Genomic DNA, 24,582 nt, shown 5'->3' with positions numbered 1-24,582 from the left:
TTCAGACGCAGTAGAAGTCGAGCAGGCTCGGCACGCGGTCGTTGAGCAGCGTCGCCGTCTTGCGGCGGATACCGAGCCCGCCCCGGCCGGCATCGCGGCGCACGAGCTCATAATCGGCGGTGCCGAAGAACACATGCTGCTGCGCATTGCGCACGTTGAAGACATGACAGGCCCAGCTTGAGAACGCCTTCACTTCGCCGCCCACGCCCTCTTCCACCATGACCGAGCCGCTGACGTGCGAGGTCCGCAGCAGCGGCGCCGATGCGAGCGAGCGTCCCGTGCCCAGCCGCCACGCGCGGTCTTCGAGCGCGCCGCGCGATTCGAGATAGATCATCGATGTCTCGCGCGCCGGGTCCGTCGTGGGCTCTTCATCCGAACGCCAGGCCGGCACCCAGAACACCGCGTCTTCTTCGTAGAGCGTGAGCCAGCGATCCCATTGCCGCCGGTCGAGCAATGCACCTTCCATGTCGATGAGGCGGCGCGCAGCTTCGTGCAGATCCACGCTCATGCCCCGGCCTCCGCGCTCATCAGATGACGCCACTGCCTGAAGCCGTGCTGATGGCCCGTCTCGTCGCCGAGGTCGAAGCCGCCGAACACCCACTCGTGCGGCTGGATGCCGATCTCCGCGCCGTGCGGCGACGGACCGTTCTGGACGATGGCCATGCCGCGCGCGTAGTCCACCCATGCATCGGGTTGGTGGGCCAGGCCGGTCTGGCAGGCCTCGTAGCAGGCGATGTCGTCCGGGTTGGCGATGCCCAGGTTGAGGAACTGCTCGCAATGGCGGATGCGGCGCTTGCGCGCATCAGGCGCCTCGCCTTTCGGACCGACGCAGTACGTGATCATCTCCGTGCAGCCCGCCGAGACCGGCCGGATCATGCCGATGAGCGAGGCGATGTTGTCGTAGAGCTGCAGGTTCGGCCAGATGTTCACGTTGCGCGTGTAGAGCATCCATTTCGCGCGCGTCTCACCGACGCGCGCCTGCAGGGCTTCGAGCGACTGGTGCAGCGGCCTTGCTTCGGGCGTCGGGGTCGGGCCCCACATCGCGCTGTGCCCGTTGCCGAGGTCGAACGCGCCGCGTCCGATCTCCCTGCGGTGCTGCGCGAAGCCCACGTAAGACGACACATGGGTGTCCGTGAGCTTCGTGCCGGCTTCGTCGGCCTTGCGCTTCTGCCGCTCCAGCGTGTCGATGTAAGTGCTGTGCGCCGACTGGAAGTGGTAGCTGTCCGTGGCGTTCTCGATCTGCCATTTCCAGTTGGCGTTGAAGGTGTAGCGCACACGACCCGGGATCAGCTCGATGCCGTGCTCGCCCTGATCGACCAGCAGGTCGATGAATGCGCGCGCCGGCCCCAGATGCTCTTCAAGCGGCGGCACAGCAGCGGCGAGGCTGCCGAACAGGAAGCCCCGGTAGTTGCCGAAACGTGCGATCGGGCGCAAGTCCTGGCTCCGCGCCTCGAAAGCGGGGACATACGCGCCGGTCGCCTTGCCATTGATCGACAGGTTGCGCCCGTCGCTGCCGTAGGACCATGCGTGGTACGGGCACACATGCACGCGCTTGTTGCCGCAGGTACTGCTGGTGAGCAGCGCGCCCCGGTGGCTGCAACTGTTGTGCACCGCGCGCAGCACGCCCGCACCGTCGCGCATCACCAGCACCGGCTGCCGGCCGATGGAGGTCGCGAGCCAGTCGTGCGGTTGGGCGACTTCACTTTCGTGCCCGAGGAAGACCCAGGTCTTCTCGAAGATGAGCGCCATCTCGGTGTCGAACACGTCTTCGCTGGTGAACGCGCTGCCATGCACGCGGAACACGCGCTCGTCAGGCCGCTCGTCGATGAGCGAGCCGATATCGACATGGGGCGTCGCTCCGGCTGGCGCTCCAGCAGCCGCGTTGCACCGGATGGGGATGTTTTCTCTGCTCATGCGGCCAATGCTAGGAGCAAGGCCATCGTGAAGCGAGTGAAGTTTGGTCAGCGCGCGCGTGCATCGCGTGCACTCGCGGCCTCGATCACATCGCGCATCCAGGCGTTGCCCGGGTCCGCATCGGCGCGTTCGTGCCAGACGATGGAATACGGAAACGATGGCGAGCCCTGCGGGTCGTCATGGATCTGCAGGCCCCACACCGGCGCCAGGCGCTCGGCCATCTGGCGCGGCAGCATGCCCACTGCGCCGGAGGACTGCACGATCGCGGGCACCGCCAGCGGATGCGAGACCACCGCGCAGATCGTGCGCGCCTCGCTCCGCGCGGCCAGCGCCTGATCGAGACGCGGCGAATCGCCCATGTTGATGTGACGGCGCAGGCCTTTCTCGACGATGCATTCGTCCACCACCACACGCTCCTGCGCGGTCGCCAGGCGCACCACCACGTGGGGCAAAGCGGCCAGGCGCTCCAGCGTCAGCGGGCCGGGGCCGGCGCTTTCGGGCAGCACGTAGACCTGGTCGGTGTCCATCAGCTTGCGCATGCGAAAGCGCGGACCGGCTTCGAGGAAGGTACCGATGGCCAGGTCGATTCGGCCCGCCTCCAGCGCCTCGGAGACGTTGAGCGCGTTGGACGGCAGCAAACTGACCTGCACGCCCGGCGCCTGCGCGCGCACGCTGGCGATCAGCGGCGCGAACAGAACGACACTCGCGAATTCGCTGCACGCGATGGTGAACACGCGATCGCTCGACTCGGGGTGGAAGGCATCGTCGCTGAGCGCGGTGCGCAGGCGCCGCAAGGTGTCGTGCACGGCCACGCCGAGTTCGCGCGCGAACGGCGTGGGTTTCATGCCGTCCTTCTCGCGCGTGAAGAGGTCGTCCTTGAGCGCATGACGTAGCCGGCCGAGACCATGGCTGATGGCTGACGGGCTGAGCGACAACCGGCGGCCCGCCTGCACGACGCTGCCTTCTTCGAGCACGGCGTCGAAGATGCGCAGCAGGTTCAGGTCGAGCCGGTCGAATCGTGGCGGTGCTGTGGGCATGGGGGAAGCTGCATGCGGTTCACGCGGGGGCTGACGCAAAATCATTATGCGGCCGCGGGTTGCCCGCCTACGATGGCGCAGCGACGGCGTGGGTCGTGGCCGCACGGCGCGGCCGCGCGTGTCCGTGCAGGAGAAACAACGGCATGCGAGGCTTGGACGGCAAAGTGGCGATCGTGACCGGCGCAGCGACGCTGCTGGGCGCCGAAGTATCGGCAGGGTTGGCGCGGCGCGGCGTACACGTACTGCTGGCCGATGTGAACGAGGCCGACGGCCGCGCCGCGGCGGAACGCATCGGCACGCGGGCGCGCTTTTGCCGCACCGACCTGCGCGACGACGCGCAGATCGCACAGGCGGTCGCGATGGCCCGCTCGCTCTGGGGCGGCCTGGATTTCGTGGTGAACCTCGCCACCGTGTACATGGACAACGGCATCGAATCGCCACGCGCCGACTGGTCGATGGCGCTGGACACCAACATCACCGGCGCGGCGATGCTGCTGCAAGCCGCCGTGCCGGCGATGATCGCGCGCGGCGGCGGGTCGGTCGTGAACTTCGGCAGCATCAGCGCGCATGTGGCGCAACCGGGCCGCTGGGTGTACCCGGCCTGCAAGGCCGCGATGCTGCAACTCACGCGCAACGCGGCGGCTGATCTGGCGCAGCACAACATCCGCGTGAACACGGTGTCCCCGGGTTGGGTGTGGTCCAGCGCCTTCGAGCGGCGCACCGGCGGTGACCGCGCCACCGCAGACGCCGTAGCCGCGCCGCTGCACATGCTGGGCCGCATGGGCGACCCGGCAGAAGTGGCGGACGCCGTGGCTTTCCTGCTGAGCGACGAGGCGCGCTTCATCACCGCAGCCGAGTTGCCGGTGGACGGCGGTTACGCCGCCCTCGGCCCCGAGCAGGGCATCAGCGTGGCCGAGCGCTTCGAGGCGCATGCTGCGCACGCGTCCCCGTCGACGCGTTAGTCGAGCTTGACGCCGGCAGCCTTGATGATCGGCCCCCAGCGTTTCGCCTCGGCACGCACATGCGCCGTGAACTGCTCGCCGGTGAACGGTGTCGGCTCGAGGCCGATTTCAGTCAGGCGGCGCAACACGGCCGGGTCTTTCAGCGCGGTGATCAGCGCATTGGACAGCTTGGCCACCACCGGCGCGGGCATGCCCGCCGGCCCTGCAAGCCCCTGCATGCCGACCACGTCGCTGTTGGCATACCCGGCTTCCGTGAATGTCGGCACGTCGGGCAGCAGCGCCGAGCGTTTTGGCGTGCTGATGGCCAGTGCGCGCACCTTGCCGGCACGGATCGCCTGCACGCCGCCGGCCATGTCCAGGATCATGCATTTCACCTGGCCACCCATCAGGTCCTGCAGCGCCGGTGCGCCGCCACGGTACGGGATGTGCGTCATGAAGAGGTTGTTCTGATGCTTGAGCATCTCCATCGTCAGGTGGTGCGGCGAGCCGTTGCCCACCGACGCGTAATCCACCTTGCCCGGATTGGCCTTCACATAGTCCATCCACTCGCGCATGGTCTTCGCCGGGAAGTCCGGGTGCACCACGAGCATGAGGGGCAGCACGCCGATGCCGCCGATGTACGTGAAGTCCTTGGCCGGATCGAACGGCAGCTTGCTGAACAGGTGTTCGTTGAACGAGCAGATCGCCGGGTCCACCGACATCACGGTGTAGCCGTCCGGCCGGGCCTTGACGGTGAGGTCGCCCGCGATATTGGTCGCCGCCCCGGGACGGTTGTCGATCAGCAGCGGCTGGCCGAGCGTCGCGCGCATCGAATCGGCGAGCGTGCGGGCCGTGATGTCGCTACCGCCGCCGGCGGGGTAACCGAGGATCCAGCGGATCGGCTGCGAGGGGTAGGCGTCCTGCGCGAACACGGTGGCAGGTGCGGCGAGACCGGCGGCCAGCAGGCCGGAGAAAGAACGTCGTTGCATCGTGGACCTTTCGAATCTGAATGAGCCAATTAATTGGAATTTGCATTTATCGTAACTCACGACTACCGTGAAACACAACATAAATGTGAAAGTGGACGACGCAGGCGCAGCGGCTCCGCTGCTGCGGGGGGGCGATATGGTCCCGCGAGGCGGGCTACACGTGGGGTTGTGGCTGCTGCTCGCCGCGAGGGCGGTGGCCGTGGCGATTGAACGCGCCCGAGGCCGGATCAGAGATTGGGGGCCAGCAGGCGCTGCAGTTCCTGTTCGCCCATGCCGCGCCGCTGCGCGAGGTCGTGCAGCTGGTCTTCACCGATCTTGCCGACGTTGAAATACGTGCTGTCGGGGTGGCCGAGGTAGAAGCCGCTCACGCTGGCCGCCGGCGTCATGGCCAGCGATTCGGTCAGGCCCATGCCGATCTCCTCGCATTGCAGCAGGCGGAACATGTCGGCCTTCACCGAATGATCCGGGCAGGCCGGATAGCCGGGCGCTGGTCGGATGCCCTTGTACTTCTCGTGGATCAGGTCTTCGTTCGACAGTTGCTCGCCCGCAGCGTAGCCCCACAGGTCGGTGCGCACGCGCTGGTGCATGCATTCGGCAAACGCTTCTGCAAGACGATCGGCCAGCGCCTTGAGCATGATGGCCGAATAGTCGTCGAGGTCATCGGCGAAGTACTTCTCCTTCTTCTCTACACCGATGCCGGCCGTCACCGCGAACATGCCGGCGTAGTCGGCGATGCCGCTGTCACGCAGCGCGACGAAGTCGGCCAGGCAACGGCTCGGGCGCATCACGCCGTCGACACTCTGCTTCTCGGTCTGCTGGCGCAGGCCGTGCCATGTCAGGATGGGCTGCGCACGCGACTCGTCGGCGTAGAACGCGATGTCGTCATCGTTCACCGTATTGGCGGGGTAGAGCGCGACCACCGCATTCGCCGTGAGCCAGCGCCCCTCGATCAGCCGCTGCAGCATGCGCTTGCCGTCGGACATGACGCGCTGCGCTTCGGCGCCGACGATCTCGTCCTTCAGGATGGCCGGAAACGGACCCGCGAGATCCCAGGTCTGGAAGAACGGGCCCCAGTCGATGTACTTCGCAAGTTCGGCGAGGTCGAAGTTTTTGAACACGCGGCGGCCGATGAACTTCGGCTTCACCGGCACGAAATTCTTCCAGTCCACCGGCGTCCTGTTGGCGCGCGCTTTCGCGAGCGGCCACAGCGGCACCTGCTTCTTGTTGGCGTGCTGGTCGCGCACCTTGTCGTAGTCGGCGTTCAGTTCGTCGATGTACTTCGCCGCCTGCTCCGACAGCAGGCTCTGCGCGACGCTCACGCTGCGCGAGGCATCGGGCACATAAACCACCGGGCCTTCGTAATGCGGCGCGATCTTCACTGCCGTGTGCACGCGGCTCGTCGTCGCGCCACCGATCAGCAGCGGGATTTTCCGGATGCGGAAATGGTCGTCCTTCTGCATCTCGCCGGCCACGTACTGCATCTCCTCCAGGCTCGGCGTGATCAGGCCCGACAGGCCGACGATGTCCGCGCCCTCGACCTTCGCCTTCGCCAGGATCTCGTGGCACGGGACCATCACGCCCATGTTCACCACTTCGAAGTTGTTGCACTGGAGCACGACGGTGACGATGTTCTTGCCGATGTCGTGCACGTCGCCTTTCACCGTGGCGATGATGATCTTGCCCTTGCTGCGAACGTCGCGGCCGGCCGCTTCGTCCTGGCGCTTTTCTTCCTCGATGTAGGGGATGAGGTGAGCCACGGCCGACTTCATCACGCGCGCCGACTTCACCACCTGCGGCAGGAACATCTTGCCGGCACCGAACAGGTCGCCCACGATGTTCATGCCCACCATCAGCGGACCTTCGATCACATGCAGCGGACGGCCGCCCTTGGCCAGGATGGCCTGGTAGGCCTCTTCCGTGTCTTCGACAATGAAATCGGTGATGCCGTGCACCATGGCGTGCGAGAGGCGCTGCTCCACGCTCACCGGCGCTTCGGGCGTGCCACGCCATTCGAGCTTCCTGCTTTCGTCCCTGGCACCGCTTTTGGCTGTCTCGGCGATCTCGACGAGGCGCTCGCCGGCGTCAGGGCGGCGGTTCAGCACCACGTCTTCCACGCGCTCGCGCAGCGTCGGCTCGAGGTCGTCATACACACCGACCATGCCGGCGTTGACGATGCCCATGTCCATGCCGGCCGCGATGGCGTGGTACAGGAACACGGTGTGGATGGCTTCGCGCACCGGGTCGTTGCCGCGGAAGCTGAAGCTCACGTTGCTCACGCCGCCCGACACCTTGGCACCCGGCAGGTTCTGCTTGATCCAGCGCACCGCCTCGATGAAATCGACCGCGTAGTTGTTGTGTTCCTCGATGCCGGTGGCCACCGCGAAGATGTTCGGATCGAAGATGATGTCTTCCGGCGCAAAGCCCACTTCATCCACGAGCACGCGGTAGGCGCGCTCGCAGATCTCGATCTTGCGAGCGAAGGTGTCCGCCTGGCCGGTTTCGTCGAACGCCATCACCACGGCGGCCGCCCCGTAGCGCCTGACGAGCCGTGCCTCGTGCTTGAACTTCTCGATGCCTTCCTTCATGGAGATCGAGTTCACGATGCCCTTGCCCTGGATGCAGCGCAAGCCGGCCTCGATCACGTCCCACTTCGACGAGTCCACCATGATCGGCACGCGCGCGATGTCCGGCTCGGACGCGATCAGGTTGAGGAAGCGCACCATCGCGGCCTTGCTGTCGAGCATGGCTTCGTCCATGTTCACGTCGATCACCTGCGCGCCGTTTTCCACCTGCTGGCGCGCGACGGCCAGCGCCTCCTCGAACTGGCCGTTGAGGATCATCCGCGCGAAGGCCTTGGAGCCGGTGACGTTAGTGCGCTCGCCGATGTTGACGAAGAGCGAGCCCTTGCCGATCAGCACGGGCTCGAGGCCCGACAGGCGCATCGGCGCCGGTTGCGGAGCCTGTTCGGCGGTGTCTTTCGGAAGGTTCGGATCGCTCATGGACTCACTCTCGTGGAGAGCGCCACGCTGCAGCGCTCCTTGCGGAAGCCCGCAATTTTACCGGCGCGGGTCCGGTGCGTGCGAAAGATCAGCTCAGACCGCGCCGGTCACGGTGCTTTCGGCGCCGTGTCGGTCACCGCCCGTCACCGAAGCCGGCAGGCCGAACACGCGGTCGAAGATCCAGTTGAAGCAGAAGGTGTAGACGAGGAAGAAGATGAGCAGCGCGATGTCCATCCAGAGCGCCGTCCAGAGGTCCACGCCCAGCCACCACGCGAACACCGGCACCAGGATGGCCGCCAGACCCCCTTCGAAACCGATGGCATGCGCCACGCGGCGCGCCACGCTTCGGTGCCGCTCGGGGCGGCGCGATTCCCAGGCTTCGAAGATCGTGTTGTAGGTCAGGTTCCAGACAACGGCGATGGCCGAGCAGATGGCAGCGAGCGCGGTCGAATGGCCCGCGCCGTGCCCCGACATGGCTGCCAGCCCGATGCTGGCGAACAGGATGGCGAAGCCTTCGTACAAGGTGACGTAGACGACTTTGCGCTTGATGCCCTGCATTTCCGATGTCCTTACCGAGGTGCTTTGAGTGACGATGGCTGGACTTTATGACTGATCGACTGATATAAAAAGTCAGAAGCTTTCAGTTTTTCTGATGATTCACAACCATTCCCGGATAATCCAGCGATGGCTTTCACCAGTGACAGCGTCCAGGTCTTCCTCGCGGTGCTCGACCACGGATCGTTCTCCGCCGCCGCGCGGTCGCTGCGGCGTGTGCCTTCGGCCGTCAGCATGGCGATGGCGAACCTGGAGGCAGAGCTGCAGCTCACGTTGTTCGACCGCGGCGGCCGCGAGCCGGTGCCCACGGCTGCCGCCCGCGCGCTGGAGCCGCAGGCGCGGCAACTGGCGGCGCAGTTGCGGCAACTCGACGCACACGCGCTCGCACTGACACAGGGCCTGGAGGAACGCCTGGCCATCGCCATCGCGCCGGAGTTGCTGTCGGCCCCGTGGAGCGCGCCGCTTGCGCAACTGGCCGCGGAATATCCGCTGCTTCAGGTCGAAGTGCTGGTCGCGCCGCAGGCCGATGCGCTCGCGCTGCTGCACGCCGGGCGTGTGCAGTTGTCGCTGGTGTTCGAGCGGCCCAGCCTCGACGGACGTGAGAGCTTCCAGGAAGTCGGCAACGAAACGCTGGTGGCCGTGATGGCGCCGACGCATCCTGCGCTGGTGGCCGCCGGTCCCGGTGGCACGCTGCGCGAAGAACACCTGACCAACACGCGGCAGATCATCGTGGCCGGTCGCGACACCGGCAGTTCGGACCCGCGCGTGATCTTCGCGCGGCACATCTGGCGCACCGACAACCCGGTCGCCGCACTCGGCCTGCTGGAAGCGGGCCTCGGCTGGGGCTGGCTGCCGCGCAGCTTCGTGCGTTCGCAACTGGCCGGCGGCACGTTGGTGGAGATTCCGCTGCTCGGCCTGACGAATTCGATGGCGCTGTATGTCGACGTGGTGTGGTCGCTGGAAAGGCCCATGGGCCTGGGCGCGCGGCGCTTCGTGGAACTGATGCAACAGGCGCGCGAAGCGCGGCACGCAGGCCGTTAGAGCAGCCCCTGCGTTTCCGCGTCGAGCCCCGTGACGGGCGTCGCCCTGGCCAGCGCGATCCATGTGCCGAAGGACACGGTCTTCGCGCGGCGCGGCGCGTTGCGCACGACGATGAGACGACCCTGCTCGCACAGCATCACGCCGCATTCGGCGGGGATTTCGTCCTCCGACGCGATGGGACGGCCTTTCGCGTCGCAGCCCAGCACGTACCAGCACTCGCTGCTCAGGTCCAGGTAGGCGGCGCGCTTGGCGGGGTTGCGCAGTTCGCCCAGCAGGTCGGCGCGTCGCACCTTCACCTCGTGCACGATGGGCTGCGCATACGCTTCGACCGTGGTGTTGCGAATGGAAAAGACGTCGGGCATGGCGATGCACCAGCGGCGCGCGTCGGCAACCGGAGCGCCTTCGCCGGCGGTTCCCATCGCAGATGCATCCGTCGGATCCGTCGCATCTTGCGGCATATCGGCCGGCACGAGCGCGCGCAACGACAACCCGCGCCACGCGATGCGGCCCGCGCGCACCATCTCGCGCGCCACCTGCTCGACCAGCGCTTCGTGCGCCGAGCGCGCGGCGCGGTTCTTCACGAGTGTGTCGGCGAGCAGACGGATGCCGGCTTCGGTCACGCGCAGGCATTCGTGGCCTTCCGCCGTGCGCATGCGTTCGAGCAGGCCTTCGGCCAGCAGCTCGACTTCGATCAGATCCTGCGACGGCCAGCCGGCCGAGCGGTAAATTTCGCGAAGACGACGGGCGTGGACTTTGGTGAGCACGGCGCGCCTGCTACGAAGGTTTCGGAAATGTGCCGCGCTGCGTCAGGCCGCTTCCGCGTAGAAGCGGTTGCGCGCCACTTCGCGCGCAGCCATCGGCGCGACCGCACGGGCGATGGCCCCGATGTGGTCCGGCGTTGTCCCGCAGCAGCCGCCGACGATGTTGACCAGGCCTTCGGCTGCGAACTCGTGCAGCAGCCGCGACGTATCGGCCGGCGTTTCGTCGAAACCGGTGTCGCTCATCGGGTTGGGCAGGCCCGCGTTCGGGTAGCAGCTGATGTAGGTGTCGGGCGCCGCGCGGTTGAGCTCCTGGATGTACGGGCGCATCAGCGCCGCACCCAGCGCGCAGTTCAGGCCGATGGCCAGCGGTTGCGCATGGCGCACGCTGTGCCAGAACGCGGTGACGGTCTGGCCGGAGAGGATGCGGCCCGACGCGTCGGTGACGGTGCCGCTGATGATGATGGGCAGGCGCTCACCCGACTGGTCGAAGAACTCGTCGATGGCGAACAGCGCTGCCTTGGCGTTGAGCGTGTCGAAAATCGTCTCGACCAGCAGCACGTCCGATCCGCCTTCGACCAGCCCCCTGACCTGCTCGAAGTAGGCCGCGCGCAGTTCCTCGAAGTTCACGTTGCGCGCACCGGGGTCGTTCACGTCGGGACTGATGCTTGCGGTCTTGGGCGTGGGGCCGAGCGCGCCGGCCACGAAACGCGGTTTGTCCGGCGTGGAAAACTTGTCGCAGGCCGCGCGGGCGAGCTTCGCCGATTCGACGTTCATCTCGTACGCCAGGTCGGCCATGTCGTAGTCGGCCTGCGCGATGGTGGTCGCGCCGAAGGTGTTGGTCTCGATCAGGTCCGCGCCGGCGGCGAGGTAGCCTTCGTGGATGTCGCGGATGACATCGGGCCGCGTGAGGCTCAGGAGCTCGTTGTTGCCCTTGACGTCCTTGGGGAAGTCCCTGAAGCGCTCGCCCCGGTACTGCGCCTCCGTGAGCTTGAAGCGCTGGATCATCGTGCCCATGGCGCCGTCGAGGATGGCGATGCGTCGGGACAGGATGCCGGGCAGGGCCTGGCCACGGGTGTACGGAGCGGGTTTCATGTGAAGGATTGTAGAAAGGCCGGGCTGTCCGGGCGATTTGCCAGCACAATCGGCATGCCGGCACCAGGGCCTCGGCCTCCTGCAGATGCACGCCGCCCGCACCGCTTTCAAGTCAACCCCGCCCGCTTTCCTGCATCCCGCCCCTTGAAGTCCGCCTCTCCCCAGTCCATCCTGCAGGAAGTCTTCGGCTACGACCACTTCCGCGGCCCGCAACAGGCCATCGTCGAACACGTCATCGGTGGCGGTGACGCGCTGGTGCTCATGCCCACCGGCGGCGGCAAGTCGCTGTGTTACCAGATCCCGGCGATTGCCAGGCAACGGCTCGGCCAGGGCATCACCGTCGTCGTCTCGCCGCTGATCGCGCTGATGCACGACCAGGTCGGCGCGCTGCACGAAGCCGGCGTCGAAGCCGCGTTCCTCAACTCCACGCTCGACAGCGACGAGGCCTGGCGCGTCGAGCAGCGCCTCTCGCGCGGCGACATCACACTGCTGTACGCCGCGCCCGAGCGCGTCACCACGCCCCGCTTCCTCGGCTTGCTGGACAAGTTGCACGAGCGCGGGCAACTGGCTTTGTTCGCCATCGACGAAGCCCATTGTGTGAGCCAGTGGGGTCACGACTTCCGCCCCGAGTACCGCGCGCTCACCGTGCTGCACGAGCGCTTCGCGTCCGTGCCACGCATCGCGCTCACCGCCACGGCGGATGCGCTCACGCGCGCAGACATCGTCGAGCGCCTGCAACTGCAGGACGCCGGCCAGTTCGTCAGCAGCTTCGACAGGCCGAACATCCGCTACACGATCGTCGAGAAGAAAGACGCGTCGCTTCAGTTGCTGCGCTTCATCGAGCGCGAGCACACGGGCGATGCGGGCGTCGTGTACTGCCAGTCGCGCAAGCGCGTGGAAGAAGTGGCGCAGATGCTGGCCAACGAAGGATTGAACGCGCTGCCCTACCACGCAGGCCTGGATGCCGCCGTGCGCCAGCAGCACCAGGACCGGTTCCTTCGCGAGGAAGGCATCGTGATGGTCGCGACCATTGCGTTCGGCATGGGTATCGACAAGCCCGACGTGCGCTTTGTCTGCCACCTGGACATGCCCAAGAACATCGAAGGCTACTACCAGGAGACCGGCCGCGCGGGCCGCGACGGGGAACCCGCGAACGCGTGGATGACCTACGGCTTGCAGGACGTGGTGAACCAGCGCCGCATGATCGACGAAAGCCCGGCGGGCGAGGAATTCAAGCAGGTCATGCGCGGCAAGCTCGACGCGCTGCTGGGCCTGGCCGAAGCGACCGATTGCCGGCGCGTGCGGCTGCTCAAGTATTTCGGCGAAGACAGCCAGCCGTGCATGAACTGCGACAACTGCCTGAAACCGCCGGCCGTGTGGGACGGCACGGATGCCGCGCGCAAGCTGCTGTCCACCATCTACCGCGTGCAGCAAAGGAGCGGCATCGGGTTCGGCACGGGCCACATCATGGACATCGTGCGCGGCAAGAAGACCGAAAAAGTCGCACAGCATGGGCACGACACGCTCTCCACCTTCGGCATCGGCGCGGAGTACAGCGAAGCGCAGTTGCGTGGCGTGTTGCGCCAGCTCATCGCCATCGGCGCGGTGGCGGTCGATTCCGAAGCCTTCAACACGCTGGCGCTGACCGACGCGTCGCGCGCCGTGCTCAAGGGCGAGGTGACCGTTCAGTTGCGCGAATCGGTGTCGCAGCCTGCGGGACGCAGCCGCACGCGCACGGGTTCGGGTTCGGCGGGCAGCAAGCCCTCCGCTGCTGCAGCACTGGATGCGGACGGGCAGCGTCGCTTCGACGCGCTCAAGTCATGGCGTGCCGAAGTCGCGCGCGAACACAACCTGCCGGCCTACGTGATCTTCCACGACGCCACGCTCGCGGCCATCGCCGACATCGCGCCGCAGTCGCTCGACGACCTGCGCGGCGTCAGCGGCATCGGCGAGAAGAAGCTGCAGGCTTATGGGGAAGAGGTGTTGCGCGTCGCTTCGGCCGTCTGAAGGTCGCTGCTACTGCACGAACCCCATGCCGCGCGCTTCGCGCACTTCGGGTTTGATGCGGTGCTCGGCTTCGAGCTGCTCGAGGAATTCCTCGGTGGTGAAGCTCGCGTCCAGGATGTCGACCTGACGTTTCACCGCCGCAAAATCGCCCGGGCACAGTTGCTCGAGCTTCGCCAGCCGCGCGCGTGCCGCATCGGTGAACGCAGCCGCGTCGCCGGCCAGCGCTTCGTTGATGAACATCTTCTCGCGCTGCTGCAGGGTCAGCGGATTGAACCGGATCTTGAACGTGAAACGCCGCAGTGCCGCCTGGTCGATGCGGTCCAGCAGGTTCGTGGTGCACACGAAGATGCCGGCGTAACGCTCCATGCCCTGGAGCATTTCGTTGACCTCGGTCACCTCGTACGTGCGCTGCGCGCCGCGACGGTCCTGCAGGAACGAATCGGCCTCGTCGAGCAGCAGCACGGCTTTCTCGTTCTCCGCCTCGCGGAACATCGCGGCCATGTTCTGCTCGGTCTCGCCGACGAACTTGCTCATCAGGTCGCTCGCCTGCTTGATGATGAGCGGCTTGCCGAGTGCGGTGGCGATGTGCTCGGCCAGCGCCGTCTTGCCGGTACCGGGCGCGCCGTAGAAGCACAGCGTGCCATGGCCGCGCGCGCGCAGGGCCTGCACGATGCGCGGCACCTCGAAGCGCGACTCGACGTTGAGCATGTCCAGGTCGTACGTCGTCACGCTGCGCCGCGCGCCGCGTGCCTGCTCGCGGCTGCCGAGCGCGAGGTCGGCATTGCGCAACTGGCGCTCGATCAGCATCTCGGTAGCCGATGCTGCGGTCGAGGCATCCTGCCCCTCCACCTGCGCGAGGCCGGCGAAGCGCAGCGCCGTGCGGATCTGCGCCGGCGTGAGGCCCTTGCGCTCGGTGAGCTTCGCGACGAAGCCTTCGGATACCGGCACACCGTCGAGCGCTTTCCGCACGAGTCCTTCGCGCGCGCCGGGCGGCGGCGACTTCAGTTCCAGGTGGTATGCAAAGCGGCGGCGGAACGCCGGATCGATCTGCTCGATGCGGTTGGTGACCCAGATGGTCGGCACCGGATTCGACTCGAGGATCTGGTTCACCCATGCCTTGCCGCTGACCGAGCCGCTCACCGGCATCGCGACCTGTTCGGCGCGCGCCATGAGTTGCGCGGCCTCGCTGGAGATCGGCGGGAAGACATCTTCCACTTCGTCGAACAGCAATGCGGCCTGCGCACTGCCCTTGAGGAACACCTGCGCGATCTGCAGCGACCGGTAGCGGTCCCGGCCCGACAGGGAGTTGCCGTCGCGGTCGGCATATTCCACTTCGAAGAGTTCGAGCCCTGCTGCCTGCGCCACGACTTTCGCCAGCTCCGTCTTGCCCGTGCCGGGCGGGCCGTAGAGCAGCACGTTGACGCCTGGCTCCTTGCGCGTAACGGCGTTGCGCAGCAGCGTGCAGAGCACCTGCGCATCGTCCGCCACGAAGGAGAAGTCGTCCACGCCCAGCGTGCTCTTCGCCGACGGCCGCGTGAACACGGCCATGAGCTCGTTCTGGTCGCGGTATTCACGCATCAGCACCGGCGGCAGCTTCTCGCTGACCTTCATCAGGTCGGCCAGGTCGGTGATGTTGTGTTCGGAAATCAGGTTCTCGACGAGGCCGATGCGCTCGAGCCGCGAGCCGGCGCGCAGCGCTTCGCCGACCTCGGTCGCATTGACGCCCGCCACTTCCGCGATGGCGGCATAGGCTTCGGGCGCGTTGCTCACCTTGAACTCGACCAGCAGCGAGCGCAGGTCGCGCTGGTAGCGCGCGAGCGTGCCGTAGAGCAGCAGCGCGCGCTCGGCCCGGTTGAGCTGCAGCAGCCCGGACAGGGCATCGATGTTCTTCTCCACACGTGTGGACTGCTTCTTGAGCGTATGCGTGAGCCAGCTGCCCGTGACCGACAGCACCGACAACAGGTCACGCGGGCTGTCCTTGGCGTATTCGTCCAGATAGAAATACAGCGTGCCTTCTTCGTACGGGCCGCGCCAGACGCCATAACGGTCGAGGAATTCGCGTGGCTCGAGCGCTTCGTGGCCACGCCAGAAGTCGTTGCCCGCACAGCGACGCGCCAGGAAGCCGCGCAGGCGCGTGAGCACCGGCGCCGGCCAGACGAGGTGACGGCCCGCCAGCGAGAGCAGGCCGTTGAGGTCGCGGCGCACATTGAACTTGGGCCCCTGCTTGGCCGCAAGCGTCAGCACGAAGTGCGAACACATCAGGTCGAGCACGGGCGCGTCCTTGAGGCCGGGCGAAGGCAAGGCCTGGCCGCGGGGCTGCGAGCCAGTCACTTCAACTGCCATGCGTCTGACCATGCAAGAACCTCCTGCAACGACGAGTGAATTCCACGATAACGCAGCTTTTGCATGGAGGGAAGACGCCCGCACGGAAATATGCCGCGCATGGCTGAATATTTGCTGTCGCTATTTCGCGACGACACGCGGCCCGGCACAATCCGCCCATGCTGGAAATCCATGACATCCGTGCCGCAGCGGAGCGCCTGCACGGGCAGGTGCTCGACACGCCGTGTGTCGAATCGCGCACGCTCTCGCAGATCACCGGCGCGAACGTCTACCTGAAGTTCGAGAACCTGCAGTTCACCGCGTCGTTCAAGGAGCGTGGCGCGTGCAACAAGCTCGCGCAACTCACGGCCGAAGAGGGCGCACGGGGCGTCATCGCCATGTCCGCCGGCAACCATGCGCAGGGTGTGGCTTACCACGCGCAACGGCTCGGCCTGCGTGCGGTCATCGTGATGCCGCGTTTCACGCCCGGGGTGAAGGTCGAGCGCACACGCGGCTTCGGCGCCGAGGTGGTGCTGCATGGCGATACGCTGGACGAAGCGCGTGCCTTCGCGCTGGAGAAAGCGCAGGCGGAAGGGCTGGTGTTCGTACACCCCTACGATGACGAAGCCATTGCAGCCGGCCAGGGCACCGTGGGCCTGGAGATGCTGGAGGCCGTGCCGGACCTGGACACGCTGGTCATTTCAGTGGGCGGCGGCGGCCTGATCGCAGGCATTGCAACCGCAGCGCAGGCCTTGCGCCCGGGCATCGAGGTGATCGGCGTGCAGACCATGCGATTTCCGGCGATGGTGAACGCCATCAAGGGCACGCATCATGCGCAGGGACAGAGCACGATCGCGGAAGGCATCGCCGTCGGCACACCGGGCGTGATCACGCGGGAAGTGATTGCGCGCCGCGTCGACGATCTGCTGCTGGTCGACGAAGGGGACATCGAGCAGGCCATCGTGATGCTGCTCGAGATCGAGAAGACGCTGGTGGAAGGCGCTGGCGCTGCGGGTCTTGCGGCATTGCTGCGCCACCCCGAGCGCTTCCGCGGACGCAAGGTGGGCCTGGTGCTGAGCGGCGGCAACATCGACCCCCTGCTGCTGGCTGCGATCATCGAACGCGGCATGGTGCGCGCCGGGCGGCTGGCGCGCATCCGCGTGGGGGCGCGCGACGTGCCGGGCTCGCTGGCACGCATCACGGCGACCGTGGCCGAAGCGGGCGCCAACATCGACGAAGTGCATCACCAGCGCGCGTTCACGATGCTGTCGGCGCAGAACGTGGACATCGAGATGGTCATCCAGACACGCGGCAAGGCGCACATCGCCGCCGTGATCGACGCACTGAAGACCGCAGGTTATGAAGCCGAGGAGCAGAAATGAGCGAGACGACACAGGACATGCCCGTCACCCCGCAGACGCTGGACGCCGCGCTGGCCGAATACTTCGCGCCCTGGGTGCAGGAGCTCGGCCTGCGCGTGGACAGTCTGGATGCGGACAGCGTGACGCTGCGCCTGCCGCACAGTGCCCGCCTGTCGCGCGTGGGCGGCATGCTGTGCGGCCAGGCCATGATGGCCGCCGCCGACACGGCGATGGTGCTGGCACTGATCCGGCACTTCGGCGCGTTCCGGCCCTGCACCACGGTGCAGCTCAACGCCAGCTTCCTCAAACCCTTGTCGAACCAGGACGCCCTGGTGCAGGCGCGTGTGCTGCGCGCCGGCAAGGCGCTGGCGTTCGGCGAGATCGACATCCGTGGCGCACAGGATGGCAAGAGCGTGAGCCGTTCAAGCACCACTTACGCCCTGCTCTGAGCGCCGGGCGGCTAGAATCCCGCTGACGCCCACGTTTCCGGGCATTTCCACAGTTTCCACGAGGCCAAGCCATGTCCAGCGCACCGTCCCACGACACGCACGCAGAATCGCACGAACAAGACGTCGTCGAATCCATCGTTCCGGCCATGCCCATCGTGTTGCCCATCGTCGGCGGCGTGCTGATGTTCCTGCTGGCCTTCATCGCGATCTACATGGCCTGATAGAGGCACGCATCAGGAAGCCGGGTCACCGGCTCCCCCTGAATCCGGTGCACCGGCACCGCCCCGAAAACCCTGTGAGCCATTGGCCAACAGGGTTTTTCCGTTTCGGGAGGGCTGCAATGGTCATGCATAACCCTATGCTGGTTTTGCATGGAATTAGGTCGTAACCCGGAAGGTCGGTTCATAAAATCGTCATCCGGGGCGGGTTGTGCCGCTCCAGAAAATGTCTCCCGCAAGGCGCGCGCGCACCACAAGGCTTGCGAAAGACAGTTTTCAATCTCAGGAGCTTTCCGATGAACTCACCCGTGATGCAGGGCCTCAACCTGAACACGCCGGCTTACGTGAAGAACGCCAGGCTGATCGCCTGGGTGGCCGACATGGCCGCCCTCTGCAAGCCCGAGACCATCTACTGGTGCGACGGCAGCGAAGACGAATACAACCGCCTCTGCCAGCAACTGGTCGATGCCGGCACCTTCATCAAACTCAATGAGGCCAAGCGCCCGAACTCCTACCTCGCCTGGTCTGATCCGGGCGACGTGGCGCGCGTGGAAGACCGCACCTACATCTGCTCGAAGAACAAGGAAGACGCCGGCCCGACCAACAACTGGGTCGCTCCCGCCGAGATGCGCCAGACCCTCGAGACCGGGAGGTCTCCTTCGGAGCCCGCGCTGTTCGACGGCTGCATGCGTGGCCGTACGATGTACGTGGTGCCGTTCTCGATGGGCCCGCTGGGTTCGCCCATTGCCCACATCGGCGTGGAACTCTCCGACAGCCCCTACGTGGCCGTCAACATGAAGATCATGACCCGCATGGGCCGCGCCGTGTTCGACGTGCTCGGCACCGACGGCGAGTTCGTGCCTTGTGTGCACACCGTGGGCGCACCGCTCGAAGCCGGTCAGGCCGACGTGAAGTGGCCCTGCAACAAGACCAAGTACATCGTCCACTACCCCGAGACGCGCGAGATCTGGTCGTACGGTTCGGGCTACGGCGGCAACGCGCTGCTGGGCAAGAAGTGCTTTGCGCTGCGCATCGCGTCCACCATGGGACGTGCGGCCTCGCAGGGGCCCTCCGGTGGCCTGGGCTGGCTGGCCGAACACATGCTGATCCTCGGCGTGACGAACCCGCAGGGCAAGAAGTACCACGTGGCCGCCGCCTTCCCCAGCGCCTGCGGCAAGACCAATTTCTCGATGCTCGTGCCGCCCGCCGGCTTCGAAGGCTGGAAGGTCACCACCATCGGCGACGACATCGCCTGGATCAAGCCGCAAGCCGACGGCAAGCTGCGCGCCATCAACCCCGAAGCGGGCTACTTCGGCGTCGCCCCCGGCACCAACTACAAGACCAACCCGAACTGCATGGCCAGCCTGGACAAAAACGTGATCTTCACGAACGTCGCGCTGACCGACGACGGCGACGTCTGGTGGGAAGGCATGGAAGCCGACGCCCCGGGTAAGGCCTACCCCGAGCACCTGATGGACTGGCAAGGCCGTGACTGGACGCCCGAGATCGCCAGGCAGAACGGCGAGAACGGCAAAATGCGCCCCGCCGCACACCCCAACGCCCGCTTCACCGTCGCCGCCGTCAACAACCCTGCGCTGGACGCTGCGTGGGACGACCCGGCCGGCATGCCGATCGACGCCTTCATCTTCGGCGGCCGCCGCTCGACGACCGTGCCGCTGGTGACCGAAGCCCGCAACTGGACCGAAGGCGTCTACATGGCCGCGACCATGGGGTCGGAAACCACGGCTGCAGCCACGGGCCAGGCGGGCATCGTGCGCCGCGACCCGTTCGCCATGTTGCCTTTCGCCGGCTACAACATGGCCGACTACTTCCAGCACTGGCTGAACATGGGCGACAAGCTCACCCGGTCCGGCGCCAAGCTGCCGCGCATCTACACCACCAACTGGTTCCGCAAGGGTGAGGACGGCAAATTCGTCTGGCCCGGCTACGGCGAGAACATGCGCGTGCTCAAGTGGATGATCGACCGCATCGAAGGCCAGGCCAATGGCCAGGACCACGTCTTCGGCGTGAGCCCCGCGTACGACGAACTGAACTGGACCGGCCTGGACTTCAGCGCCGCACAGTTCCAGTCCGTCACCAGCATCGACAAGGCCGCGTGGCAGGCCGAACTGAAGCTGCACGAAGACCTCTTCAAGCAGCTGCAGCACAACCTGCCGAAGGAACTGACCGACACGAAGGCTGCCATCGAGCAACGCCTCGCCGCGTAAAGGCAAATGGTGGCGCTGTCGCGCCCCATAGAAAAAGGCCGTGGCGAAAGCTCACGGCCTTTTTTTTATGCGCGCCAAGTGGCGCGCCGACTAAACCCGGAGTGCACGGATCCGGCTCCGCCGGTCCGTAGCACTGCCCCCTGGGGGGAGGCGCCGAAGGCGCTTCGGGGGGTTCAGTTTCGGGGGGGTCAGTAATACTTCCGCAGATCGCTGGCGGCGTCGCTGCTCATCGCGCGGCTGAGTTCAGCCATCACGCGGGCATCGGTCAGCGCCAGCTTCCACAGCTTGTCGTCTTCGGCGGCCTGGCGGCGGCTTTCGAGCCAGGCGCCATAGCTCTTGCGCACGGCCTGACCCAGCGAGTGGGCGAGGGCGACGATGCCGGAGCCCTTGATCGTGTCCACGGCACGACCGGCGCGAGTCACGCCGGGGTGTTGCATGGAGTATTCGAGGTGAACAAAGCTGGCCATGATGATTTCCTTTTCCCTGTGTAGACCGGGCACGCGCCCGGTCGATGGGATGAATCTTAGGGTTTACCCTTTGATCTTTCCACTTTATATTTCTGATGCATATCATTCACATCAGTGATGAATTGCCATGAAGCCGCTCAATTTCCGAACCCTTGACCTGAACCTGCTGCGCGTCTTCGACGAGGTCATGTCCGAGCGCAGCCTCACCCGGGCCGCGCGCAACCTGTCCCTCACGCAGCCGGCCATCAGCAATGCCATGCGCCGGCTGCGCGATTCGCTGGGCGACGAACTGGTGCGCCGTTCGGGACAAGGGGTCGAGCCGACGCCCCGTGCCCTGGCGCTCTGGCCTTCGGTGCGTGAGGCGCTGCGGCAACTGCAGGATTCGCTGGCTCCCACCGAATTCGTGCCTGCGCTGGCGCAGGACACCTTCGTGCTCGCCATGGCCGACGCCACCGCGGCCGAACTGATCCCCGGTCTGGTCGCCATCGTGGAGGCGGAGGCACCCGGCGTTTTCCTGCGCGTGGTTCCCCTCACCACGCGCGACCCGCGCCGCCTGCTCGATGAAGAGACAACCAACCTCGCGGTCGGCTACTTTCCCGCCGTGATGGCCGACCTCACCGCGCGCAACCAGGCCGACGAAGGCCTGAGCTACGAACATGAACGCCTCTACGACGGCGAGTACGTCTGCGTGATGCGACGCGGCCATCCGCTGGCCAGGGGCGCGCTCACCGTGGACCGTTTCTGCGAGGCGCGCCACCTGCTGGTGAGCTTTTCAGGCCGGCCCTTCGGCTTCATCGACGAAGCGCTCACGGCCATGGGCCGCAACCGTCGCATCGTGCTCACCGTCAACCAGTTCTTCACCGCCGGGCGCGTGGTGGCCAATTCGAACCTGCTGACCGTGCTGCCCCGCCACTTCGTGCGCACCACCGGCATTGCCGACGAACTGGTGCAGCGCGACCTGCCGTTCGAAGTCCCGACCGTGCATGTGGACTCGCTGTGGCATCGCCGCATGCAGCAATCGCCCGGCCACCGGTGGCTGCGCCAGGCGATGACGCGTTCTGCGCTTCAGGCCTTCGGCCCGGCACGCATCAGCTAGCGGCTGATCCGGTCGGGCGTTTGGCCGGGACGGCGATGCCCTGCCGCAAGGCCTGCGTCGCACCCGCCGTGCGCGCCACCGCCGACAGCAGCGAGCGCAGCCACGCATGCGCCTGCGAATGCTGTGTTCGGCTGTGCCACAGCTGGTAGAAGCGCATCGGCGGGAAGTTGATCGGCGAATCCACCACCGCGAGCGGCAGTGTCTTTGCGAAATGGTCCGCGAAATGCCGGCTCGTGGTGAAGATGAGGTCCGTGCCCACCAGCAGATGCGGCGCCAGGCTGAAGAACGGCACCGCCACCGTGTGCTCGCGCGACATGCGCATCGCCGCCAGGTGCGACTCCACCACGCCGCGTTGCGTCACGCTGTACATCAGCGGCACGATGTGCGCGCCGTTGAGGTACTGCATGGCCGTCATGCCGGCTGCCAGCGGATGGTCGCGCGCGACCAGGCAGACCACGTCGTCCTCCAGCAGGATGGTCATGCGCAGGTGCTCGGGCGGCTGCGGCCAGTTGCCGATGACCACGTCCAGCTCGCCCGCGGCCATCGCGGCTTCGTAGTCGAAGTCGGGCGACAGCGGCTGGATCACCAGCTTCGCGCGAGGTGCGGTCATGCGCATGTACGCCACCATGCTGGCCATGAGCGGCGGAGCGATGTAGTCGGGCGTGCCCACGCGGAACACCTGCCGTGTGGTGGCGGGCTCGAACACGTCGGCAGGCGCGAGCAGGCCGTCGATCTCCGCGAGCACGATGCGCACCGACGCCTCGAGTTGCATGGCGCGCTCGGTCGGCACCATGCGCTGCTTGTCTTTCACCAGCAGCGGGTCGCCCAGGATGTCGCGCAGGCGCTTCAATGCCGCACTCACCGCCGGCTGAGACTGCCCGAGTTTCGCCGCTGCACGCGAGACGCTGCGCTCGGTCATCAATGTACTGAAGACGCGCAGCAGATAAGTGTCGAACGGATCGTGGGCACGGGACATGCGTGAAACCTGCTCCTGTGAGCCCGCACAAGTTTGGTGCCAACCCGGCATCGGACCGGCGCCGTTTACTTATGCGATGAATAACTCGCTAGCGATTGGCGTGCCAGAAGCAGCGCCGTACATTGAAAAGCATCCCCTCCCATCAGGATCCGCCATGCGCCACACACTGCCCACCCTCTCCCGCCGTACGCTGCTTCGTGCAGCCGGTGCCACCGCCGCCTCGCTGGCGCTGCCCGCCTTCGCCAACTGGCCGGACAAGCCGATCAAGATCGTCGTCACCTTCCCGCCCGGCGGATCGAGCGACATCCTGGCCCGGGTGATGGCCGAACAGCTGACCAGGAAACTCGGCCAGAGCGTGGTGGTGGACAACCGCCCCGGCGCGGGCGGCACCATCGGCGGCATGGCCGTGGCCCAGGCACCAGCCGATGGCTACACCTTCATGCTGTCCAACACCACGCCGATCGCGCTGGGCCCGTTCACGCTGGAAAAGCAACCCTACGACCCGGTGGAGGCGTTCACGCACGTGGCCTATCTCGGTTCCGCGCCGCTGGTCATCATGGCCAACCCCAACGTGCCGATCAAGACCGTGTCCGATCTGGAAGCGCAGGCCCGCAAGCAGGGCCGGCTCGACTTCGGCTCCGGCGGCCCCGGCTCCATCGGCCACATCCACGGCGAACTGATGAAGAAGACCATGGGCGTGAACCTGGTGCACGTGCCCTACCGCGGCGGCGCGCCGATGACGACCGACCTGATCTCGGGCGTCATCCCCGTCGCCATCGACGTGATCACGGCGTATGTGCCCTTCTTCAAGAGCGGCCAGCTCGTGCCGCTCGCCGTCACCTCGCCCGGCCGCTCGCCGCTGATGCCCGACGTGCCGTCGGTCACCGAGTTCGGCTACCGCAAGCTGGTGCTGGAAAACTTCTTCGGCCTCACCGGCCCCGCCAAACTGCCGACGGACATGGTGACGAAGCTCAACACCGCGTGCAACGAAGTGCTGGTCATGCCCGATATCAAGAAGAAGCTGGTCGAGCTCGGCATCACCGCGGTGCCGACGAGCGTTGCGGGCTTCAACAGCTTCGTGAAAGAGCAGGTGTCGGTACTCGGCCCCACGGTGAAGGGTGCGGGCATCAAGCTCTGACGGATCGCTTCAGCGTTCGCGCGCGAGTTGCGTCACGCGCTCTTCAAGCGGCGGCAGCCATGCCGGGTTGAAGAGCTGCGAAGCCAGCGGTGTGTGCGGCAAGCCGCGCGTCGCGCAGATCAGGTCGATCGAACGCTGGAAGCGCGCCATGTCCATCTGGCCGATGCCCAGCGCCGCGCCTTCGCGGTGCGCCATCTCGAGCTTCAACGTGCCTTCAAGCCGGCGGCGGTCGGACTCCCGGTTCATGCCCGGCTTGCGACGCGCGAGCGAATCGATGGCGGCGTCGATGTCGTCCACCGTGTCCTGCAGGCCCCGGTTGAGCGCGCGCAGCAGGCGCTCGATGGTCTCGGGCTCATCGCGCACCAGTTGCGGCGACGCGAGCACCGCCATGCCGTAAAGATCCGGCAGGTGGTCGTTGTATTCCATGAAATGCAGGCGCTCGTTCGGATCGATGCCCGCTTCGATGGACGCGGCGATCAGCGTGTTGACGAAGCCGAACATGCCGTCCCAACGGCCCCTGAGCAGGTCCGGCACCATGTCGCTGTGCGGTGCAGGGCAGATCTCGATGCCGACCGCCGATGCGTCGAGCCCGCTCAGGCGGCACAGCTCGGGGAACAGCATCATCGCTGCGTCGTTGGGGTGTGCCGAGAGCTTCAGGCCCGCGAGCTTCAGCGGGTCGGTGACAGCCGATTCGCGAGGGAAGGCAATCGTGTAAGGCGACGCGTTGTAGCTCGCGAAAACGGCCAGCGGCGCATTGCCAAGGCCCTTGCCGGCGTGTTCGATCAGCGCATTCAGGTCGCCGTAGCCGACGTCGAAGCCACCCGCCGCCATGCGCGGCACGACGTTGGCCGCCGTGTCGCCCTCGGTGAAGGCAATCGTCAGGCCTTCGTCACGCAGGTAGCCGCGGTCTTCCGCGAGGAAGAGCCAGGCCTGGGGACCCGAGAAGAAGGTGTTGAGCTGCATGCGCAGCGGCGCGGAGCGTGCGTTCATG

At 66.4% G+C, this 24,582-nt stretch carries 21 protein-coding genes; 9 read left to right on the top strand and 12 right to left on the bottom strand.

The window, feature by feature from the left end; translation table 11 throughout:
* Position 1 precedes the first annotated feature (1 nt).
* From ACO2Q9_RS19720 to ACO2Q9_RS19710, 3 genes are read right to left on the bottom strand one after another with little or no spacing between them, the layout of a single operon-like run.
* Positions 2–508 (bottom strand): aromatic-ring-hydroxylating dioxygenase subunit beta, encoded by a 507-nt coding sequence (locus ACO2Q9_RS19720; RefSeq protein WP_423313924.1) that lies wholly within the window; start codon positions 506–508, stop codon positions 2–4.
* Positions 505–1,914: an aromatic ring-hydroxylating oxygenase subunit alpha gene (locus ACO2Q9_RS19715; protein WP_423313922.1), complete on the bottom strand. Its 1,410-nt coding sequence runs from the start codon at positions 1,912–1,914 to the stop codon at positions 505–507. The genes ACO2Q9_RS19720 and ACO2Q9_RS19715 overlap by 4 nt, the downstream gene beginning before the upstream one ends.
* Positions 1,915–1,961: 47 nt before the next feature.
* A complete protein-coding gene (locus ACO2Q9_RS19710; RefSeq protein WP_423313920.1) occupies positions 1,962–2,951 on the bottom strand; it encodes a LysR family transcriptional regulator in 990 nt (329 codons plus the stop codon).
* 143 nt (positions 2,952–3,094) lie between these two features.
* On the opposite strand from ACO2Q9_RS19710, the gene ACO2Q9_RS19705 reads away from it, so the two are divergent.
* Complete coding sequence (locus tag ACO2Q9_RS19705) at positions 3,095–3,913, top strand: SDR family oxidoreductase (protein WP_423313918.1); 819 nt, start codon at positions 3,095–3,097, stop codon at positions 3,911–3,913.
* Here ACO2Q9_RS19705 and ACO2Q9_RS19700 read toward each other — a convergent pair.
* The 3 genes from ACO2Q9_RS19700 to ACO2Q9_RS19690 form a co-directional block, all read right to left on the bottom strand.
* Complete coding sequence (locus tag ACO2Q9_RS19700; RefSeq protein WP_423313916.1) at positions 3,910–4,881, bottom strand: Bug family tripartite tricarboxylate transporter substrate binding protein; 972 nt, start codon at positions 4,879–4,881, stop codon at positions 3,910–3,912. The genes ACO2Q9_RS19705 and ACO2Q9_RS19700 overlap by 4 nt on opposite strands.
* Positions 4,882–5,108: 227 nt before the next feature.
* Positions 5,109–7,880, bottom strand: coding sequence for a methionine synthase (gene metH / locus ACO2Q9_RS19695; protein WP_423313914.1), 2,772 nt, complete (start codon positions 7,878–7,880; stop codon positions 5,109–5,111).
* Between the two features lie 93 nt (positions 7,881–7,973).
* Positions 7,974–8,438, bottom strand: a complete 465-nt coding sequence (locus ACO2Q9_RS19690) for a PACE efflux transporter (RefSeq protein WP_423313912.1) — start codon at positions 8,436–8,438, stop codon at positions 7,974–7,976.
* A 126-nt stretch (positions 8,439–8,564) separates the two neighbouring features.
* Here ACO2Q9_RS19690 and ACO2Q9_RS19685 point away from each other — a divergent pair, with 126 nt between their 5' ends.
* Positions 8,565–9,476, top strand: coding sequence for a LysR family transcriptional regulator (locus ACO2Q9_RS19685; RefSeq protein ID WP_423313910.1), 912 nt, complete (start codon positions 8,565–8,567; stop codon positions 9,474–9,476).
* On the opposite strand, the gene ACO2Q9_RS19680 is transcribed toward ACO2Q9_RS19685, so the two are convergent.
* Entirely contained in the window at positions 9,473–10,240 is a 768-nt protein-coding gene (locus ACO2Q9_RS19680; RefSeq protein ID WP_423313909.1) for a hypothetical protein, read from the bottom strand. The genes ACO2Q9_RS19685 and ACO2Q9_RS19680 overlap by 4 nt on opposite strands.
* Before the next feature lie 42 nt (positions 10,241–10,282).
* The gene (locus tag ACO2Q9_RS19675; protein WP_423313907.1) at positions 10,283–11,329 is read right to left on the bottom strand and encodes a homocysteine S-methyltransferase family protein; all 1,047 of its coding nucleotides are present in this window, start codon (positions 11,327–11,329) and stop codon (positions 10,283–10,285) included.
* Positions 11,330–11,383: 54 nt separating this feature from the next.
* Between ACO2Q9_RS19675 and recQ the strand changes: the two genes are divergently transcribed.
* Complete coding sequence (gene recQ / locus ACO2Q9_RS19670; protein ID WP_423313905.1) at positions 11,384–13,336, top strand: DNA helicase RecQ; 1,953 nt, start codon at positions 11,384–11,386, stop codon at positions 13,334–13,336.
* Between the two features lie 9 nt (positions 13,337–13,345).
* Here recQ and ACO2Q9_RS19665 read toward each other — a convergent pair whose 3' ends face one another.
* Positions 13,346–15,691: an ATP-binding protein gene (locus ACO2Q9_RS19665; protein WP_423313903.1), complete on the bottom strand. Its 2,346-nt coding sequence runs from the start codon at positions 15,689–15,691 to the stop codon at positions 13,346–13,348.
* Positions 15,692–15,837: 146 nt separating this feature from the next.
* Between ACO2Q9_RS19665 and ACO2Q9_RS19660 the strand changes: the two genes are divergently transcribed.
* The 4 genes from ACO2Q9_RS19660 (at position 15,838) to ACO2Q9_RS19645 (ending at position 19,914) form a co-directional block, all read left to right on the top strand.
* Complete coding sequence (locus tag ACO2Q9_RS19660; protein WP_423313901.1) at positions 15,838–17,040, top strand: threonine ammonia-lyase; 1,203 nt, start codon at positions 15,838–15,840, stop codon at positions 17,038–17,040.
* Positions 17,037–17,468 (top strand): PaaI family thioesterase, encoded by a 432-nt coding sequence (locus ACO2Q9_RS19655; RefSeq protein WP_423313899.1) that lies wholly within the window; start codon positions 17,037–17,039, stop codon positions 17,466–17,468. Before ACO2Q9_RS19660 ends, ACO2Q9_RS19655 begins: the two co-directional genes overlap by 4 nt.
* A 71-nt stretch (positions 17,469–17,539) precedes the next feature.
* Entirely contained in the window at positions 17,540–17,689 is a 150-nt protein-coding gene (locus ACO2Q9_RS19650) for a hypothetical protein (RefSeq protein WP_423313898.1), read from the top strand.
* A 293-nt stretch (positions 17,690–17,982) separates the two neighbouring features.
* The gene (locus ACO2Q9_RS19645; protein WP_423313896.1) at positions 17,983–19,914 is read left to right on the top strand and encodes a phosphoenolpyruvate carboxykinase (GTP); all 1,932 of its coding nucleotides are present in this window, start codon (positions 17,983–17,985) and stop codon (positions 19,912–19,914) included.
* A gap of 188 nt (positions 19,915–20,102) precedes the next feature.
* Here ACO2Q9_RS19645 and ACO2Q9_RS19640 read toward each other — a convergent pair whose 3' ends face one another.
* Positions 20,103–20,381: a hypothetical protein gene (locus tag ACO2Q9_RS19640; RefSeq protein WP_423313894.1), complete on the bottom strand. Its 279-nt coding sequence runs from the start codon at positions 20,379–20,381 to the stop codon at positions 20,103–20,105.
* 127 nt (positions 20,382–20,508) lie between these two features.
* Here ACO2Q9_RS19640 and ACO2Q9_RS19635 point away from each other — a divergent pair, with 127 nt between their 5' ends.
* The gene (locus ACO2Q9_RS19635) at positions 20,509–21,477 is read left to right on the top strand and encodes a LysR family transcriptional regulator (RefSeq protein WP_423313892.1); all 969 of its coding nucleotides are present in this window, start codon (positions 20,509–20,511) and stop codon (positions 21,475–21,477) included.
* Here ACO2Q9_RS19635 and ACO2Q9_RS19630 read toward each other — a convergent pair.
* Positions 21,470–22,453, bottom strand: a complete 984-nt coding sequence (locus ACO2Q9_RS19630) for a LysR family transcriptional regulator (RefSeq protein WP_423313891.1) — start codon at positions 22,451–22,453, stop codon at positions 21,470–21,472. The genes ACO2Q9_RS19635 and ACO2Q9_RS19630 overlap by 8 nt on opposite strands.
* A gap of 154 nt (positions 22,454–22,607) precedes the next feature.
* Here ACO2Q9_RS19630 and ACO2Q9_RS19625 point away from each other — a divergent pair, with 154 nt between their 5' ends.
* Positions 22,608–23,591: a Bug family tripartite tricarboxylate transporter substrate binding protein gene (locus tag ACO2Q9_RS19625; RefSeq protein ID WP_423313889.1), complete on the top strand. Its 984-nt coding sequence runs from the start codon at positions 22,608–22,610 to the stop codon at positions 23,589–23,591.
* A 9-nt stretch (positions 23,592–23,600) separates the two neighbouring features.
* On the opposite strand, the gene ACO2Q9_RS19620 is transcribed toward ACO2Q9_RS19625, so the two are convergent.
* Complete coding sequence (locus ACO2Q9_RS19620) at positions 23,601–24,581, bottom strand: ABC transporter substrate-binding protein (protein WP_423313887.1); 981 nt, start codon at positions 24,579–24,581, stop codon at positions 23,601–23,603.
* Between the last annotated feature and the right edge of the window lies 1 nt (position 24,582).

Origin of the sequence: Variovorax sp. VNK109, from assembly GCF_049445855.1 — a bacterium.
In the GTDB taxonomy this organism is placed as follows: Bacteria; Pseudomonadota; Gammaproteobacteria; order Burkholderiales; family Burkholderiaceae_C; genus JAGOCV01.
This window is presented reverse-complemented; position numbering and strand designations above follow the sequence as displayed.

Coding starts and splice junctions, on each gene's coding strand:
- ACO2Q9_RS19665 (WP_423313903.1), bottom strand. CDS start 15,691: ATGGTCAGACGCATGGCAGTTGAAGTGACTGGCTCGCAGCCCCGCGGC.
- metH (WP_423313914.1), bottom strand. CDS start 7,880: ATGAGCGATCCGAACCTTCCGAAAGACACCGCCGAACAGGCTCCGCAA.
- ACO2Q9_RS19685 (WP_423313910.1), top strand. CDS start 8,565: ATGGCTTTCACCAGTGACAGCGTCCAGGTCTTCCTCGCGGTGCTCGAC.
- ACO2Q9_RS19650 (WP_423313898.1), top strand. CDS start 17,540: ATGTCCAGCGCACCGTCCCACGACACGCACGCAGAATCGCACGAACAA.
- ACO2Q9_RS19720 (WP_423313924.1), bottom strand. CDS start 508: ATGAGCGTGGATCTGCACGAAGCTGCGCGCCGCCTCATCGACATGGAA.
- ACO2Q9_RS19660 (WP_423313901.1), top strand. CDS start 15,838: ATGCTGGAAATCCATGACATCCGTGCCGCAGCGGAGCGCCTGCACGGG.
- ACO2Q9_RS19640 (WP_423313894.1), bottom strand. CDS start 20,381: ATGGCCAGCTTTGTTCACCTCGAATACTCCATGCAACACCCCGGCGTG.
- ACO2Q9_RS19630 (WP_423313891.1), bottom strand. CDS start 22,453: ATGTCCCGTGCCCACGATCCGTTCGACACTTATCTGCTGCGCGTCTTC.
- ACO2Q9_RS19715 (WP_423313922.1), bottom strand. CDS start 1,914: ATGAGCAGAGAAAACATCCCCATCCGGTGCAACGCGGCTGCTGGAGCG.
- ACO2Q9_RS19710 (WP_423313920.1), bottom strand. CDS start 2,951: ATGCCCACAGCACCGCCACGATTCGACCGGCTCGACCTGAACCTGCTG.
- ACO2Q9_RS19690 (WP_423313912.1), bottom strand. CDS start 8,438: ATGCAGGGCATCAAGCGCAAAGTCGTCTACGTCACCTTGTACGAAGGC.
- ACO2Q9_RS19625 (WP_423313889.1), top strand. CDS start 22,608: ATGCGCCACACACTGCCCACCCTCTCCCGCCGTACGCTGCTTCGTGCA.
- ACO2Q9_RS19700 (WP_423313916.1), bottom strand. CDS start 4,881: ATGCAACGACGTTCTTTCTCCGGCCTGCTGGCCGCCGGTCTCGCCGCA.
- ACO2Q9_RS19635 (WP_423313892.1), top strand. CDS start 20,509: ATGAAGCCGCTCAATTTCCGAACCCTTGACCTGAACCTGCTGCGCGTC.
- ACO2Q9_RS19705 (WP_423313918.1), top strand. CDS start 3,095: ATGCGAGGCTTGGACGGCAAAGTGGCGATCGTGACCGGCGCAGCGACG.
- ACO2Q9_RS19645 (WP_423313896.1), top strand. CDS start 17,983: ATGAACTCACCCGTGATGCAGGGCCTCAACCTGAACACGCCGGCTTAC.
- ACO2Q9_RS19675 (WP_423313907.1), bottom strand. CDS start 11,329: ATGAAACCCGCTCCGTACACCCGTGGCCAGGCCCTGCCCGGCATCCTG.
- ACO2Q9_RS19620 (WP_423313887.1), bottom strand. CDS start 24,581: ATGAACGCACGCTCCGCGCCGCTGCGCATGCAGCTCAACACCTTCTTC.
- ACO2Q9_RS19655 (WP_423313899.1), top strand. CDS start 17,037: ATGAGCGAGACGACACAGGACATGCCCGTCACCCCGCAGACGCTGGAC.
- recQ (WP_423313905.1), top strand. CDS start 11,384: ATGCCGGCACCAGGGCCTCGGCCTCCTGCAGATGCACGCCGCCCGCAC.